Raw genomic sequence first — 15136 nt, forward strand, 5'->3', positions numbered from 1 at the left:
CCTGCGCCATCCTCGGGCTTGACCCGGGGATCCACCTCCCCAACCGCTGTGGATCCTCGCCTCAAGGGCGAGGATGACGGAAAGATAGGGTGAGGATGGTGGAACGGTAGGCAAAGTGGCGGTGACAACAACACCGGCGCGCACTGGACCGGCCGGTGGCAGCCTCTTACTCCGCAGCCGCCAGCAGCTTCTTCTCGCGGGCGGCGCGCAGGCGCTCGAAATCGTCGCCGGCATGGTGGGAAGAGCGGGTCAGCGGACTGGAAGACACCATCAGGAAGCCCTTGGTATAGGCGACCGTCTCGTAGGACTTGAACTCTTCCGGCGTCACGAAGGCCTCGACCTTGTGGTGCTTGCGGGTCGGCTGCAGATACTGGCCGATGGTCAGGAAGTCCACATCGGCGCTGCGCAGGTCGTCCATCAGCTGCAGCACTTCATTGCGCTCTTCACCGAGGCCGACCATGATGCCCGACTTGGTGAACATGGTGGGATCGAGTTCCTTCACCCGCTGCAAGAGGCGCACGGAGTGGAAATAACGCGCGCCGGGGCGAACCGTGAGGTAATTGCCCGGAACGGTTTCCATATTGTGGTTGAAGACATCGGGCTTGGCGGCGACGACACGCTCCAGCGCGCCGGGTTTCTTCAGGAAGTCGGGGGTCAGGATTTCGATGGTCGTCGTCGGAGACGCAGCACGGATCGCCCAGATGACCTTCTCGAAATGTTCAGCGCCACCATCGGCGAGATCGTCGCGGTCGACCGAGGTGATGACGACGTGGGAAAGGCCCATCTGCTTGACGGCCTTGGCGACGTTCTCGGGCTCGGCCATGTCAAGCGGATTGGGCTTGCCGGTCGCGACGTTGCAGAAGGCGCAGGCGCGGGTGCAGATTTCACCCATGATCATGAAGGTCGCGTGTTTCTTGTCCCAGCATTCGCCGATATTCGGACAGCCGGCTTCCTCGCACACCGTCACCAGCTTGTGGCTGCGCACCAGTTCACGCGTCTCGTGATAACCCTTGGATGTCGGCGCCTTGACGCGGATCCATTCCGGCTTGCGCATGACCTCGGTATCGGGCTTGTGCGCCTTTTCCGGATGGCGGATACGCTTTTCGTCGGACGACGTCCTGTCGAGAATAGTGACCATTAAAAACCTGCTTCCATCGCCCCTGGCGACCTAAACATCTGTTGGCCGATGCTTTAGAACAATTCCAGAAAAAGCGTAAGCCCCTTCCGGCCACGTCGTCCCGTCAGCGCCGCACCAGCTTTGCCACAAACAGCAAAAGGCTGGCGCCGATGAACGACGTGACGAAATAACCGAGCCTGCTGTCCTGCACGAAAACATCGAAGGTTCGAAGCACCGCAACCGCAACCACCGAACCGACAATGCCGAGGATGATGTTCATGAAAATGCCGAAGCGCATATCCATGAGCTTGCCCGCAAGCCAGCCGGCGAGACCGCCGATGATGATTGCTGCAATCCAGCCTACACTTTCCATTCCCACGCTCCCTGAAAGAACCAGCCCCTTTTAAGGAGCCTGCATCGAGACATATGGGACACCCGGCATGGTTAGACAATGCCGGGTATCACGGAGCACTTATGCGTTCAGCACACGCCCATAGGCGTCGAGCACGCTTTCCTTCATCGTTTCCGAAATGGTCGGATGCGGGAAGATCGTGTGCATCAGGTCTTCCTCAGTGGTCTCGAGGTTCATGGCGACCACGAAGCCCTGAATGAGTTCGGTGACTTCCGCACCGACCATATGCGCGCCGAGCAGTTCACCGGTTTGTCTGTCGAAGATGGTTTTGACCATGCCCTGATCTTCCCCGAGCGCGACAGCCTTGCCGTTTGCCGCAAAGGAGAAGCGGCCGACGCGGATGTCGCGGCCCTGCTCCTTGGCCTTGGCTTCGGTGAGACCGACCGAGGCGACCTGCGGGTTGCAATAGGTGCAGCCCGGAATCTTGAGCTTGTCCATCGGGTGCACATTCGGCAGACCGGCGATCTTTTCGACGCAGATCACTGCCTCATGCTCGGCCTTGTGGGCGAGCAGCGGCGGGCCGGCAACATCGCCGATGGCATAGATGCCCGGGACGTTGGTCTTGCCGTAGCCGTCGATGACGATGAAACCGCGATCGGTCTTCACGCCGGCAGCCTCGAGGCCGATGCCTTCGATATTGGCGACGACGCCGACGGCCGAGATCATGCGGTCAGCGGTGATTTTCTCGGAAGAACCGTCCTTCTTCTCCAGCGTCGCGGTGATGGAGTTCGCGCCCTTCTCAACCTTGGAAACCTTGGTCTCCAGATGGATTTTCATGCCCTGCTTTTCGAGCTGCTTCTTGGCGAAGGTGGAGATTTCCGCATCCTCGACCGGCATGACCTGGCTCATGATCTCGACGACGGTGACGTCGACGCCCATGGTGCGGTAGAAGCTGGCGAATTCGATGCCGATGGCGCCTGAGCCCATGACGAGCAGCGACTTCGGCAGTTCTTCCGGCTTCATCGCCTCGAAATAGGTCCAGATCAGCTTGCCATCGGGCTCGATGCCGGGCAGCGCGCGCGGGCGCGCACCTGTCGCGACGATGATGTACTTGGCGGTATAGGTGCCCTCGCCCAGCGTGTTCTTCGGCACGGGACCCTGCGGCTGAACCACCGGCTTGGTGGATTTGCCGACAACGATTTCACCCGGTTTGGTGATCTTGGCTTCACCCCAGATGATATCGACCTTGTTCTTCTTGAACAGGAAACCGACGCCGTTGTTCATGCGCGCGGCAATACCACGCGAGCGCGCCACGATTGCCTTCACATCAGGCTTGATCGAGCCTTCCAGCGTCAGGCCGTAATCCTTGGCATGGGTGGCGGTATGCATGACATCGGCGGTGCGCAGCAGCGCCTTGGTGGGAATACAGCCCCAGTTGGAGCAGATGCCGGCCAGATGTTCGCGCTCCACGACGGCAACCTTCATGCCGAGCTGGGCTGCGCGGATCGCGGCAATATAACCGCCCGGTCCCGAACCGATGATGATGACGTCATAAGATTGAGCCATTGGAAATCCTGCCTTGTCTTATTCGGAGAACGGCAAGCCGCCCCGAAACGAGAATTGTTGTCAAAGTCCGAGCATCATGCGGACGACAGGCTCCAGCCCGCGACCGATGGCCCGCGTGTTTTCAGCATCGAGATGAACGCCGTCCACCGGCGTCGTACGGGCGACCGAACCCGCATCGAAAAATCCGCAGTCGAGATCGTCGGCGAGGTCCCGATAGACGGAAGCCAGCATTGCCGATTCATCGATTGCATCGCGATAGATCGCGCCCATGACGGGATTTGCCGTTTCGCACAGCTGCGGCGGCGCAACGATCAGAACCTCAGGCGCTTCCCAGTCGGGAACCTGCCAGACATGATTGCGCGTGAGCTTTACCAGCCGCTCGATACCCTTCATGGCGACAATGGCCGATCCGTGGATCGACGGTTTCATGTCGTTGGTGCCGAGCATGATGATGACGAGATCGAGCGGCGCATGGCTGTGCAGCAGCGTCGGCAGAAGCCGCGCGCCGTTGCGGTCGCAATCGGCCGTCAGATCGTCATAGGCGGTCGTGCGGCCGCCCAGACCTTCGTGGATCACATGCACGTCGGAACCGAGCGCCTTTTGCAAGACGCTCGGCCAAAGATCGTCATGGCTGTGCCGGCCACCCGTTTCCGCATCGGAACCCCAGGTCAGGGAATCGCCAAAGCAGAGGACCGACTTCACCATCTCACGCTCCGATCAAACCAGCATGCCCATCGGGTTTTCGATGTAGCGCTTGAAGGCGCCGATCAGTTCGGCTCCGAGCGCGCCATCGACGCAGCGGTGGTCGGTGGAGAGCGTGACTGTCATGACAGTGGCGATCTTGATCTCGCCATTCTTCACGACAGCGCGTTCTTCACCCGCACCGACGGCCAGAATGGTCGCATGCGGCGGGTTGATGACAGCGGAGAAGCTCTTCACGCCCATCATGCCCATGTTGGACACGGCGGTCGTGCCGCCCTGATATTCCTCGGGCTTCAGCTTGCGCTCTTTCGCGCGCTTGCCGTAGTCCTTCATCTCGTTGGAGATGGTGGAGAGCGACTTCTCTTCCGCCTTGCGGATGATCGGCGTGATCAGGCCACCCGGAATGGAAACGGCAACGCCGACATCCGAATGCTTGTGCTTGACCATGGCGCTTTCCGTCCAGGAGACGTTGGCGTCAGGCACATCGCGCAGGGCAAGAGCCAGCGCCTTGATGACCATGTCGTTGACCGAAAGCTTGTAGGCCGGCTTGCCGTCCTTTTCGGGGGCAGCCGCATTGAGCTGGGCGCGCAGCGCCAGAAGCGTATCGAGCTCGCAATCCACCGAAACGTAGAAATGCGGAACCGTCTGCTTGGATTCGACCAGACGCTTGGCGATGACCTTGCGCATGCCGTCATGTGGCACAAGCTCGTAGGAACCGGGCTCGAACAGCTTGAGAACAGCTTCGTCGGACGGACCCTTGGCGAGTGCCGGAGCCGGTGCGCCTGCGGATGCTGCGGCGGCGGGAGTTGCCTTCGCACCACCGGAAGCGGCAGCCTTTTCCACATCGGTCTTGACGATACGGCCATGCGGACCGGAACCGGATACGGCCGAAAGGTCAAGACCAGCTTCCTTGGCAAGGCGACGGGCAAGCGGCGAAGCGAAGATGCGCTCGCCGGACTTTGCGACCGGAGCCGGCGTGGACGACGCGGCAGCCTGATCAGCGGCCGGCTTTTCAGCCTTGACCGGGGCAGATGCTTCCTTCGGCGCTTCGGCCTTTGCAGCCTCCTGCTTCGGAGCCTCGGCCTTGGCCGGAGCGGCAGCGCCGCCCTTTGCCGCCTCGGCCACATCCTCGCCATCGGCGGCGAGGATGGCGATCAGGGCGTTGACCTTGACCGCTTCAGTGCCTGCCGGAACAACCAGCTTCGCAACCGTGCCTTCGTCCACGGCTTCCACTTCCATGGTCGCCTTGTCGGTCTCGATCTCGGCGATCACGTCACCGGGTGCGACCTTGTCGCCTTCCTTGACCAGCCACTTGGCCAGATTGCCCTCTTCCATCGTTGGAGAAAGGGCAGGCATGGTGATGTTTATCGGCATCGAAACGCCTCCCCTTACTTGTAGCAGACGGTTTTGACGGCCTGAACGACTTCATCGACGTTCGGCAGAGCCAGCTTTTCGAGGTTTGCCGCGTAAGGCATCGGAACATCCTTGCCGGCGATCGTCAGGATCGGCGCATCGAGATAATCGAAAGCGGCGCGCATGACCTGGTTGGCGATGAAGTCACCGACCGATGACTGCGGGAAACCTTCCTCGACCGTGACCAGACGACCGGTCTTCTTGACCGATTCGATGACGGTGGGCAGGTCCATCGGACGGATGGTGCGCAGATCGATCAGTTCGACGTCGATGCCGAGCTTTTCGAGTTCCGCAACCGCCTTGATCGCGTAGGTCATGCCAATGCCGAAGGAAACGATGGTCGCATCCTTGCCCTTGCGATGAATGCGCGCCTTGCCGATCGGCAGCACGAAATCATCGAGCTTCGGCACTTCGAAGCTCTGGCCGTAGAGAATTTCATTTTCCAGGAAAATGACCGGGTTCGGATCGCGGATGGCGGCCTTGAGCAGACCCTTGGCGTCGGCTGCGGTGTAAGGCATGACGACCTTGAGGCCCGGAATATGGCTGTACCATGCGGCGTAACATTGCGAATGCTGGGCGCCAACGCGGGCAGCAGCGCCCGAGGGACCGCGGAACACCATCGGCGCGCCCATCTGGCCGCCCGACATATAAAGCGTCTTCGCCGCCGAGTTGACGATCTGGTCGATCGCCTGCATGGCGAAGTTGAACGTCATGAATTCGACGATAGGCCGCAGGCCTGTCATCGCTGCACCGACGCCGATACCGGCAAAGCCGTGCTCGGTGATCGGGGTATCGATGACGCGACGCTCACCGAATTCCTGCAACAGGCCCTGTGTGATCTTGTAAGCGCCCTGATATTCGGCGACTTCCTCACCCATGACGAAGACTTTTTCGTCGGCGCGCATTTCTTCGGCCATGGCGTCGCGCAGCGCTTCACGCACCGTCGTCATCACCATTTCCGTGCCTGCCGGAATGTCCGGATCGGCTGCGACTTCGATCTTGGGTGCTGCCGGAACCTTGGCGGCTTCCTTGGCAGCGCTCGGCTCCTCGGTCGCTTCGCGGGTCTTGCCGCCAGCCGCGTCCGAATCGGAATTTGCGGCTTCAGCCTTCGGCTCTTCTTTCTTCGCAGAGGAAGAAATGTCGTCGGCGCTTTCGCCGTCCTGAAGAAGCACGGCAATAGCCGTGTTGACCTTGACGCCTTCGGTGCCGGCATCGATCAGCAGCTTGCCGATGACGCCTTCATCCACGGCTTCCACTTCCATGGTCGCCTTGTCGGTCTCGATCTCGGCGATCACGTCGCCGGAGGTAACCTTGTCGCCTTCCTTTTTAAGCCATTTGGAAAGCGTGCCTTCCTCCATGGTCGGGGAAAGGGCGGGCATAAGAATTTCTACTGGCATGGGTTTCCCTTTCCCGATCAGAGCAGAATGTCGGTGTAGAGCTCGGATACATCCGGCTCTGGGTCGTTCTGGGCGAAGTCGGCGCTGTCGGCGACGATATCACGGACATCCTTGTCGATGGCCTTGAGTTCGTCTTCGCTTGCCCAGCCCTGCTCCAGAAGCCGTGCCTTGACCTGCTCGATCGGGTCATGTTCGGAGCGCATCTTCTGCACTTCGTCTTTCGAACGATATTTCGCCGGGTCGGACATGGAGTGACCACGATAACGATAGGTCAGCATTTCCAGAATGATCGGACCCTTGCCGGAACGGCAATGTTCCAGCGCCTGATCGGCGGCGGCCTTGACGGCGCGCACATCCATACCATCCACCTGGATGCCGGGAATGCCGAAGGACTGGCCGCGCAGCGAGTAGTTCGACTGGGCGGTGGCGCGGGCGGTCGAGGTGCCCATCGCATAACGGTTGTTCTCGACGATATAGATGATCGGCAGTTTCCAGAGAGCGGCCATGTTGAAGCTCTCGTAGACCTGGCCCTGGTTGGCGGCGCCGTCACCGAAATAGGTTACGGAGACATTGTCGTTGCCGCGATAGCGGTTGGCGAAAGCAAGACCGGTACCGAGCGAGACCTGCGCACCGACGATGCCGTGGCCGCCGTAGAAATGTTTCTCCTTGGAGAACATGTGCATCGAGCCGCCCTTGCCTTTCGACAGGCCGCCCTTGCGGCCGGTGAGCTCGGCCATGACGCCACGCGCGCTCATGCCGAGCGCCAGCATGTGGCCGTGGTCACGGTAAGCGGTGATGACCTGATCGCCTTCCTTCTGCGACATCTGCATGCCGACGACGACAGCTTCCTGACCGATGTAGAGGTGACAGAAACCACCGATGAAGCCCATGCCATAGAGCTGGCCGGCCTTTTCCTCGAAACGGCGGATGAGCAGCATTTCACGATAGGCGTGAAGCTCTTCTTCCTTGGAGAAATCCGGGCTGTTCTTGCCGGTGAATTCGGTTGCGGACTTTGCCGTTGTCTTGCGGCCGGATACGGTCGCTGGTTTTCGCGGCGCCATTCATCCCTCCCTGAGTTGCCGTTTGAATGGATAGAGTGGCGCGTACCATATGCAAGAAAATGCCATGCAGCAATGCTTTAAACGCATGGCACATATTCACGCTAAGATGCTGTGAATAAATCAGAAATGTTAAATTAACCTGATTTCGGTTAATTAGAAATAGGTGTTCATGATGACGATTTCGTCCGTGCGGGACATATTCAGCTGGTAACGGGAAATCTCGTCGATCATGTCCCGCTCAAGCGAGCCGTCGCTCATCAATTCCACCTGCCGCTCCAGCGCCACACGCGCCTTCGTCAGCTTTGCCAGCTCCGCTGTACGGGCAATACGCTGCCGCTCCAGCCGCTCCGTCGCCTGAAGGCCGAAGTCGCCATGGATGGAATGATAGCCGAAATAGGAAAGAAAAGCGATCGTGATGGCCGGAACGATCAAACGGCCGAATCGTCTCTTTTTATGATGTCTGGTCCACATGCCGCAGAGAAGCCTTAAAACGCATAACGTGATTCTGAGACTAAGCCGGATTGTTTAACTATCCGTTGACCTTAATTTCCGTTCGGCAGATGAGCATGAAAAAAGCCCGCCGGAGGGCGGGCTGGATTTGCCGGGAGACCCGCCCCTCTCCACAGTCATCCTCGCCCTTGAGGCGAGGATCCATAAGCGGACCGGAGTGGATCCTCGGGTCGAGCCCGAGGATGACGTCTCATATGTTGATAGGCACTTCACCCACCTTAGCCCGCCAGACAGCGGGCCACGTATCCAAACCCGAACGCGAAATTACCCGCGCAGGATCGAACGGCCGGCGTAAGCGGCCTGCGGGCCCAGCATTTCCTCGATGCGGATCAGCTGGTTGTACTTTGCGAGCCGGTCGGAACGGGCGAGCGAACCGGTCTTGATCTGACCGCAGTTCGTGGCGACCGCGAGATCGGCGATGGTGGAATCTTCCGTTTCGCCCGAACGATGCGACATGACGGCGGTGTAACCGGCCTTGTGCGCCGTCTCAACCGCATCCAGCGTCTCGGAAAGCGAACCGATCTGGTTGACCTTGACGAGGATGGAGTTTGCAACGCCCATCTTGATGCCGTCGCGAAGACGCGCGGAGTTGGTGACGAAGAGATCGTCGCCGACGAGCTGGCACTTGTTGCCGACGAGATCGGTCAGCGTCTTCCAGCCTTCCCAGTCGTCTTCGGCCATGCCGTCTTCGATGGAAATGATCGGATACTTGGCGACGAGTTCCGCCAGATATTCCGCCATTGCGCCCGGCTCCAGCGTACGGCCTTCGCCTTCGAGAACGTATTTTCCGTCCTTGAAGAATTCGGTCGAGGCACAGTCGAGACCGACGAACATGTCGTCGCCCGGACGGTAACCGGCCTTTTCAATCGACTTCATGATGAAATCGAGCGCAGCCGGCGCGCTTTCGAGACCCGGTGCGAAACCGCCCTCGTCGCCGACATTGGTGTTGTGACCCTGTGCCGCCAGTTCTTTCTTCAGCGTATGGAACACTTCCGAACCCATGCGCACGGCTTCGCGGATGTTTTCCGCGCCGACCGGCAGGATCATGAATTCCTGGAAGTCGATGGGGTTATCGGCATGCGCGCCGCCATTGATGATGTTCATCATCGGAACCGGCAGCAGATGTGCGTTCGGGCCACCGACATAACGGTAAAGAGGCAGGCCAGAGGCTTCGGCGGCAGCCTTGGCAACAGCGAGCGACACGCCGAGGATGGCGTTGGCGCCGATGCGCGACTTGTTCGGCGTGCCGTCGAGCACGATCATCGTCTGGTCGATCTGGATCTGGTTTTCAGCGTCGAAACCGCCGATGGCGTCGAAGATTTCCGTATTGACGGCTTCGACCGCCTTTTCCACGCCCTTGCCGAGATAACGCTTGCCGCCATCGCGCAGCTCAACCGCCTCATGCGCGCCGGTGGAGGCGCCCGACGGAACGGCCGCACGGCCCATGGAGCCGTCTTCGAGATAGACATCGACTTCAACGGTCGGGTTGCCGCGGCTGTCGAGGATTTCGCGCGCGATGATATCGGTAATGGCAGTCATGGTCTCTCCCTTGGGAATGGAACAGATATTTTCCGTCGCCTGTCTTAGACGATGGCGAAGAAATTACAATGACGGCGGACGGCGGAAACGGCCCGCCCGCCATTTAAAATCGATTGGCACGGGACCGTGCCCGCCGTAACGCCCCCGCCTCTCAGGCTTTGGTAATGGCGTCGAAAGCAAGCAGCTTTTCGAGCAGCTTCGGCATATCCCTCAGATGAACCATGTTGGGGCCGTCGGACGGTGCGTTGTCCGGATCCTCATGGGTCTCGATGAAAAGCCCTGCGACGCCGACAGCAACCGCCGCCCGCGCCAGAGTCTCGACGAATTCGCGCTGACCGCCGGTGGAGCCGCCCTGCCCGCCCGGCTGCTGCACCGAATGGGTCGCATCGAAGACAACGGGCGCGCCGAGCGACGCCATGATCGGCAGCGAGCGCATGTCGGAGACCAGGGTATTGTAACCGAAGGAGGCGCCGCGCTCACACAGGAGCACATTCGGATTGCCGCTCTCATTGAGTTTGGCCAGCACGTTCTTCATGTCCCAGGGCGCCAGAAACTGGCCCTTCTTGACATTGATGACACGGCCGGTTTTTGCGGCGGCAACGAGGAGATCGGTCTGACGGCTGAGGAACGCCGGGATTTGCAGCACATCCACCACTTCGGACACGACGGCGCATTGTTCTTCGGTGTGAATGTCGGTCAGAACAGGAAAGCCGAATTCCTTCTTGAGATCGGCAAAAACTTCCATCGCGCTTTCAAGGCCGATGCCGCGCTTGCCGGAAAGCGAGGTGCGGTTCGCCTTGTCGAAGGAGGACTTGTAGACAAGCCCTATCCCGAGGCTGTCGCAAAGCTCTTTCAGCACGCCGGCGATCATGAAGGCATGTTCGCGGCTTTCCATCTGGCACGGGCCGGCGATCAGCGAAAAACGCTCGGCATTGGAGAAAGAAACCTTGCTGGCGCCATCGCCGGCGGTGACTTTGAGATTGTTCGTAACGCTCATCATTTTTCCTCGAAGGCGAAGGCAACGCCCTGGCCGGGCGCGGCGGGCGCCACCAGACGGCCGCCCGCTTCCATGCAGGACACGCCATTAGCAGCAAGCGCCGCCGCTGTCACGGCAAGATCGTCAACGGAAAAGACGATGCACATGCCGCGCAACCCGCCGCCACTCCGGCCAAAGGCGCTGAGGGCAAGTCCGCTGAAGGTCGGCTTTTCAACCAGTCTGATACGGGCATTGTCGGTTACGAAAACCATATCCCCATCCGGAGATACCTTGCCCTCACAGCCGAAGACCATTTCGATCAGGCGCGCGGCCTTCGTATCCCCGTCGGAAAACAGGACGATTTCGCTGAGGCCGCAGACCCCGTTGGCATGGCGTTCCAGCGCCGTTCGGTCACCCGGCAGGGCGCGCAGCCGCTGGCAGCTGAACAAAAAGAAATCCGCCGCCGCCCCGCTTGCCGCAAAGGCCAGCCGGAACGCCGCCTCGCTCTCCGACCCGTCAGGCATCCGCACAGGGCGGGAAAACTGGAACACAGCGCCCGCCGACACGCCGGACGCCAGAAATCTTTCATGGTCGGCAAGGGCATCCTCGGTTTTGGCGACAAGAGCCGAAAACCCCTCCTGCCCGTCACGCTGCCGGAAGGCCCTGTCCCTGCCGGTGAACACATCTCCCCTGTCTGCCGACACGTTATATTTAGCCGGGTCAGCAATTGCGAGCGGTTCCAGATAGGCCCCATCAGCGAAAAAAACGCAGGCATTTTGGGTTCCGAAAGGGTGCAGAGCCTCCGGCGCGACCGTGAATCCAAGGCTGGCGAGACGTTTCACGGCAATGCCGATATCTTCCACCGGCAGAACGAGATGATCGATACAACGGGATTTCATCATAACCTGCTTCCTGCGCTGGCGCTCTGCCCGTGCATGCCCGGACGACCTGGACCGCAGAAAAGCACAATCAGGCGCAAATAGGCAAATCATCAAAACAACAGATAGCAGCTGTACTTGTTATAGATAAGCTGGAATACAGGGCTTTAAGCTGGAATTTATCCGACAATTTCCGACAATGTTCAGCATTATCCGGTTCATTTCAGCAAGGACCGGCAGTGGCTGACGGAAGTCTTTAGGGTCTCGCACCGCCGCGCATTTTATCGATGAATCGGAAGATAGAAGACGCAGACGGTGCTTTTTCACCGAAGCGCTCAACGCATGCCGCGTGTATTTTGGCGATGGTCATAGTAGGGGCGACATCGAGAATGAAATCCGCGAGTTCTGGATTAAGCCCGATGCCAGATCGAGAAACAGCGCGATAGGAAGATATAGCTTTTTTTGCTCGTCCAGCGGCTGCATCCTGAAGAAGTTTACGATATTCATCCGCTGGGAGTGTGACCGTCTCGCTTGAGAGAGCAAGTCTGCCGCAATCATTGCAACGCTCTAAACCGTTCACGCTCAATTCCCCTCGTAGAAGGCTGCGGTAAGTCTGCGAGCCGTGCGAGCAACGTCTATCTCAACCAGCTTCTCTTTCCGAAGCTTTTGCCAGTGCCGGTGCGCGGCAGACATCGTCGGAGTGTTTTCTTCTCCAAATTTTTCCCGGCATTCGGCAACCGTTGCCACCAAGCTTTGAGTACCAAACTTCTCGCGGAAGAAATCGGCAACGTCCGGCCTCTGCATGATAAAAGTGGGCCTCGGTCTCGTGTGCTTCGACTTGTTCAAAGAGGCTTTGAGAAAGGCTTTATATTCATCAAGCGGAACGACAGCGTACTTCTGCCCATCGATTTTAGCCACTTGAACCTCTACGATTTTCGTCTTCTTCACGGTTGATCGTGTCAAGTGTCGCTGCCCTTTTTCGAAAATTTGCACTGCACCGGCTAGCTAAATAAGCGCTTGCCGAATAGTGAACAGAAGCGGATTATAATCGAAACAAAAAGAAAACTAAAGAGGCACAAAAAGGGACTTTCGAGCGCGCTAAAGAGATAAGAATTTATGGAAGAAAGTTGACGCGGAGGGGCAGCACTCCCTCGTTGATCCAGCGTTCGCCGTCCAAGTAAACTTTGCTCGCGTCGGCTTGATTCTCCCTGAAACCGGGAAAGAAAGCAAGATGGACTGGAAACGCTATTAAAAACGACCGAGCCGAGACAGCATTCTGTAAATGATCAATACAGCCTTCAGAGGAGCTTTAAATGGCAATCGACCGCAATACACTCGACACCTTGAATAACGCTGGCATCGGTTTTTGGGCAAACCTCCGCATTCCGGGTGGTGGGCGCGATATCGTGCTCAAACCGCAGAATGTCGAAAAATATCTGGCCGACAAAGACGGTTTTGCCGCCGAGCATTTTGGCCTCACGAAAGAACAGTATCAAGACTGGGTCGCGAACGATGGTTATGTTCAGTGCTCGGCTCACACAACGTCCGGCTCCCGCTGTAAAAACCATGTCTCTGGCGGAAGCCACTACAAGCCAGAGGATTGGAAGAAGATGCAGGGTGAATATTGCGCGACCCACGGCGGCCCCGGTTCCACGGTGAAGTGACGTACGGCGAAAACCGACCACAAACGATCAAGCAGAAAAGAGGTTACAGCCACCATGGTCAAAGTCGTTCTGGAAGATATCAACACAGTTGTTTATTTCACCTCGACGCCTGAATGGGCGGCTGAAACACAAGCTTGGAGCCAGACGAAATGCACCGACCATGACACGTTCTGGTGTCGGCGGATTACCTCAAATGGCGGCGTTCAAATTCGGCAGCAATGTCGCATCTGCGGCCATCTTTTGGGTGGCGCTCGAAAGCGCGAGCCGGGAGACGAAAACCTTCCGCTGCATGATCCAGACATGGAGACCCGTTATAACGAACTGCGGGAACAGGAACACCTGCAAATCCTAAAGAAGCATGCCCGCTTGCAACACGAGAAAACCAGTAGCTGGTTTGATCAATACAATGACTATCTGGCGAGCGATGAATGGCAGCAAAAGCGCAAGCTGGTATTCAAACGATCTGGCGGAATGTGTGAGGGCTGCGGGCTGGCTGAAGCCAAACAGGTCCACCATCTGACCTATAAGCACGTAGGATGTGAGTTCCTGTTCGAACTGGTGGCCGTCTGCGATAGTTGCCACGACCGGCTTCATCAAGATGAAGCGCCGGAGACTGGCGACGAAAGAGCCAGCAGCGCCGAGCCCGATAATCCCGATTATGAGGAACCGCTTTAGGATTGAAATGTGGCAGGGAGGGACCGCCCCCGGTAAAACCGGCTCCCCTCCAAGGGTCATCTGGGACTACGGATTTCGCTGCCACGTTGTCAGATTTATCATCAGGCAACAGTCTCGGCAATGATAGACCCTTTAAATGGTTGCGGGGCGGTCGCCAAAGTCCGCCCCGCGTTCCCTGCGCCAGTTCATCCGTGGTCGCAGAAAATGAATCTCGATCTCTATTACGCCGGTGAATCGGCGGCAAGCCGTTACACGAATAAGCGCACCGCATCGGTGTCCAGAAATCGGCGTTTTGCCTTGCTTGCTTGTTCCATCCGCCTCATCTCGCTTTTTCATTAAATCTGGCCGTGGAGGCGTTTCTGCATCGTCCGTGACCGGATGACGTAGAAATTTTGGAGAAACGCTTCCACGGCCTTTAATCCGGCTTCAATTTTTATCCTGTTTGCGGGAGTTCATGTTCCGAAGCGCCGAAATCACCTTCGCCGCCTTTTTGTTATCCACGAACCGCAATGACGAGACCTTGTGGAAGCGATCCAGCCACTTGTTTAGCTCCATGTCGTTCTCGTCTTCCCGGCCAAGGAATTTCGCCCATAGTGACCGGATGAGATCTACCTGCGGCGGCGTTGCCATTGTCGGGCGATATCCGTAGCTGCGCGTTGTCCAGGTCGAACGGAAGCCCATGGCCGTGAAGTATTTCACGGCTGCGGTAAATCCGGGCTGCGTCAGATCGGCGGCGCTATCGCAGCCGGTGACGCGCTCAAGAACGGCGCGATAGGTATCGTCATCAAGGCCAAGCTGCTTCTTGGCGACGTGCAACAGCGCAATCTGTTTGGCAGTGATCGGCGTGGAAGCCTTAGGAGCGCGCATCTTCCGCCTCCCTTTTTATGGTGTACGGCGGGGTCTCCGTGTGGTTTTCAGATGGCGGGCCGAGATCGATACCGACCGCGCACGAAACCACGCGATTGACCGCATATTTGGACACGCCCGCCCACTTTGCAATCTGATCAGAATTTCTGACCTTCAGCTTCGACGCCTTGATCTCTTTGAATTCACTTCGCAGCGCGCTGGCGATCCCTTTGAGATGACGGCACTGGAGATTGAGCAGCCGTTCCATTCCATAGCCATCAGCGCTGATATCTTCGCCCGTGCGAAGCGAATATTCCACCATCGCGCCGAAGGACTGGACGGCCGCAATGGCAACTTCCATATCATCGAGCAGATCGGTGTAGTCCTTGTATTCCTTCACATTGTATGTCGGCATTTCATTCTCCTCTTGCATTTGGACG

General features: G+C 58.3%; 17 protein-coding genes. 2 read left to right on the forward strand and 15 right to left on the reverse strand.

Annotated features, from left to right (window positions below):
* Positions 1–166 precede the first annotated feature (166 nt).
* The 13 genes from lipA to N5D22_RS12220 form a co-directional block, all read right to left on the reverse strand.
* The gene (lipA, locus tag N5D22_RS12160) at positions 167–1138 is read right to left on the reverse strand and encodes a lipoyl synthase (RefSeq protein WP_003521361.1); all 972 of its coding nucleotides are present in this window, start codon (positions 1136–1138) and stop codon (positions 167–169) included.
* A gap of 103 nt (positions 1139–1241) precedes the next feature.
* The gene (locus N5D22_RS12165) at positions 1242–1490 is read right to left on the reverse strand and encodes a GlsB/YeaQ/YmgE family stress response membrane protein (RefSeq protein ID WP_279655240.1); all 249 of its coding nucleotides are present in this window, start codon (positions 1488–1490) and stop codon (positions 1242–1244) included.
* Between the two features lie 99 nt (positions 1491–1589).
* Positions 1590–3035, reverse strand: a complete 1446-nt coding sequence (lpdA, locus tag N5D22_RS12170) for a dihydrolipoyl dehydrogenase (protein WP_279655241.1) — start codon at positions 3033–3035, stop codon at positions 1590–1592.
* Between the two features lie 60 nt (positions 3036–3095).
* Positions 3096–3740, reverse strand: a complete 645-nt coding sequence (locus N5D22_RS12175) for an SGNH/GDSL hydrolase family protein (protein WP_279655242.1) — start codon at positions 3738–3740, stop codon at positions 3096–3098.
* Between the two features lie 12 nt (positions 3741–3752).
* Positions 3753–5111 carry a pyruvate dehydrogenase complex dihydrolipoamide acetyltransferase gene (locus N5D22_RS12180; protein ID WP_279655243.1) on the reverse strand — a complete coding sequence of 453 codons (1359 nt, stop codon included), beginning with the start codon at positions 5109–5111 and terminating at the stop codon, positions 3753–3755.
* A 14-nt stretch (positions 5112–5125) separates the two neighbouring features.
* A complete protein-coding gene (locus N5D22_RS12185; protein ID WP_035217464.1) occupies positions 5126–6547 on the reverse strand; it encodes a pyruvate dehydrogenase complex E1 component subunit beta in 1422 nt (473 codons plus the stop codon).
* Between the two features lie 17 nt (positions 6548–6564).
* Positions 6565–7608 (reverse strand): pyruvate dehydrogenase (acetyl-transferring) E1 component subunit alpha, encoded by a 1044-nt coding sequence (pdhA, locus tag N5D22_RS12190; RefSeq protein WP_279655244.1) that lies wholly within the window; start codon positions 7606–7608, stop codon positions 6565–6567.
* A gap of 153 nt (positions 7609–7761) precedes the next feature.
* The gene (locus N5D22_RS12195; protein ID WP_279655245.1) at positions 7762–8079 is read right to left on the reverse strand and encodes a septum formation initiator family protein; all 318 of its coding nucleotides are present in this window, start codon (positions 8077–8079) and stop codon (positions 7762–7764) included.
* Between the two features lie 303 nt (positions 8080–8382).
* A complete protein-coding gene (eno, locus tag N5D22_RS12200) occupies positions 8383–9657 on the reverse strand; it encodes a phosphopyruvate hydratase (RefSeq protein WP_279655246.1) in 1275 nt (424 codons plus the stop codon).
* 151 nt (positions 9658–9808) lie between these two features.
* On the reverse strand, positions 9809–10654 hold the full coding sequence (kdsA, locus tag N5D22_RS12205; RefSeq protein WP_279655247.1) for a 3-deoxy-8-phosphooctulonate synthase: 846 nt from the start codon (positions 10652–10654) through the stop codon (positions 9809–9811).
* On the reverse strand, positions 10654–11535 hold the full coding sequence (locus N5D22_RS12210; protein WP_279655248.1) for a VOC family protein: 882 nt from the start codon (positions 11533–11535) through the stop codon (positions 10654–10656). Before N5D22_RS12210 ends, kdsA begins: the two co-directional genes overlap by 1 nt.
* A gap of 232 nt (positions 11536–11767) precedes the next feature.
* The gene (locus N5D22_RS12215) at positions 11768–12091 is read right to left on the reverse strand and encodes a hypothetical protein (protein ID WP_279655249.1); all 324 of its coding nucleotides are present in this window, start codon (positions 12089–12091) and stop codon (positions 11768–11770) included.
* Positions 12092–12093: 2 nt separating this feature from the next.
* The gene (locus N5D22_RS12220; RefSeq protein WP_279655250.1) at positions 12094–12459 is read right to left on the reverse strand and encodes a hypothetical protein; all 366 of its coding nucleotides are present in this window, start codon (positions 12457–12459) and stop codon (positions 12094–12096) included.
* Positions 12460–12824: 365 nt separating this feature from the next.
* Here N5D22_RS12220 and N5D22_RS12225 point away from each other — a divergent pair, with 365 nt between their 5' ends.
* Entirely contained in the window at positions 12825–13175 is a 351-nt protein-coding gene (locus N5D22_RS12225; protein WP_279655251.1) for a hypothetical protein, read from the forward strand.
* A 54-nt stretch (positions 13176–13229) separates the two neighbouring features.
* Complete coding sequence (locus tag N5D22_RS12230; protein WP_279655252.1) at positions 13230–13850, forward strand: hypothetical protein; 621 nt, start codon at positions 13230–13232, stop codon at positions 13848–13850.
* A 426-nt stretch (positions 13851–14276) separates the two neighbouring features.
* Here N5D22_RS12230 and N5D22_RS12235 read toward each other — a convergent pair whose 3' ends face one another.
* Both N5D22_RS12235 and N5D22_RS12240 read right to left on the reverse strand, forming a co-directional pair.
* Positions 14277–14717, reverse strand: coding sequence for a regulatory protein GemA (locus N5D22_RS12235; RefSeq protein ID WP_279655253.1), 441 nt, complete (start codon positions 14715–14717; stop codon positions 14277–14279).
* Positions 14704–15111 carry a hypothetical protein gene (locus N5D22_RS12240; protein WP_279655254.1) on the reverse strand — a complete coding sequence of 136 codons (408 nt, stop codon included), beginning with the start codon at positions 15109–15111 and terminating at the stop codon, positions 14704–14706. Before N5D22_RS12240 ends, N5D22_RS12235 begins: the two co-directional genes overlap by 14 nt.
* Positions 15112–15136: the final 25 nt, after the last annotated feature.

This window comes from Agrobacterium sp. GD03872 (assembly GCF_029840625.1).
Classification (GTDB): Bacteria; Pseudomonadota; Alphaproteobacteria; order Rhizobiales; family Rhizobiaceae; genus Agrobacterium; species Agrobacterium fabrum_A.

What these genes read in the sequence shown, in the direction of transcription:
- lipA (WP_003521361.1), bottom strand. Translation starts at nt 1,138, where the DNA reads ATGGTCACTATTCTCGACAGGACGTCGTCCGACGAAAAGCGTATCCGC.
- N5D22_RS12225 (WP_279655251.1), top strand. Translation starts at nt 12,825, where the DNA reads ATGGCAATCGACCGCAATACACTCGACACCTTGAATAACGCTGGCATC.
- lpdA (WP_279655241.1), bottom strand. Translation starts at nt 3,035, where the DNA reads ATGGCTCAATCTTATGACGTCATCATCATCGGTTCGGGACCGGGCGGT.
- N5D22_RS12240 (WP_279655254.1), bottom strand. Translation starts at nt 15,111, where the DNA reads ATGCCGACATACAATGTGAAGGAATACAAGGACTACACCGATCTGCTC.
- kdsA (WP_279655247.1), bottom strand. Translation starts at nt 10,654, where the DNA reads ATGAGCGTTACGAACAATCTCAAAGTCACCGCCGGCGATGGCGCCAGC.
- N5D22_RS12180 (WP_279655243.1), bottom strand. Translation starts at nt 5,111, where the DNA reads ATGCCGATAAACATCACCATGCCTGCCCTTTCTCCAACGATGGAAGAG.
- N5D22_RS12235 (WP_279655253.1), bottom strand. Translation starts at nt 14,717, where the DNA reads ATGCGCGCTCCTAAGGCTTCCACGCCGATCACTGCCAAACAGATTGCG.
- N5D22_RS12185 (WP_035217464.1), bottom strand. Translation starts at nt 6,547, where the DNA reads ATGCCAGTAGAAATTCTTATGCCCGCCCTTTCCCCGACCATGGAGGAA.
- pdhA (WP_279655244.1), bottom strand. Translation starts at nt 7,608, where the DNA reads ATGGCGCCGCGAAAACCAGCGACCGTATCCGGCCGCAAGACAACGGCA.
- N5D22_RS12210 (WP_279655248.1), bottom strand. Translation starts at nt 11,535, where the DNA reads ATGATGAAATCCCGTTGTATCGATCATCTCGTTCTGCCGGTGGAAGAT.
- N5D22_RS12195 (WP_279655245.1), bottom strand. Translation starts at nt 8,079, where the DNA reads ATGTGGACCAGACATCATAAAAAGAGACGATTCGGCCGTTTGATCGTT.
- eno (WP_279655246.1), bottom strand. Translation starts at nt 9,657, where the DNA reads ATGACTGCCATTACCGATATCATCGCGCGCGAAATCCTCGACAGCCGC.
- N5D22_RS12230 (WP_279655252.1), top strand. Translation starts at nt 13,230, where the DNA reads ATGGTCAAAGTCGTTCTGGAAGATATCAACACAGTTGTTTATTTCACC.
- N5D22_RS12165 (WP_279655240.1), bottom strand. Translation starts at nt 1,490, where the DNA reads ATGGAAAGTGTAGGCTGGATTGCAGCAATCATCATCGGCGGTCTCGCC.
- N5D22_RS12175 (WP_279655242.1), bottom strand. Translation starts at nt 3,740, where the DNA reads ATGGTGAAGTCGGTCCTCTGCTTTGGCGATTCCCTGACCTGGGGTTCC.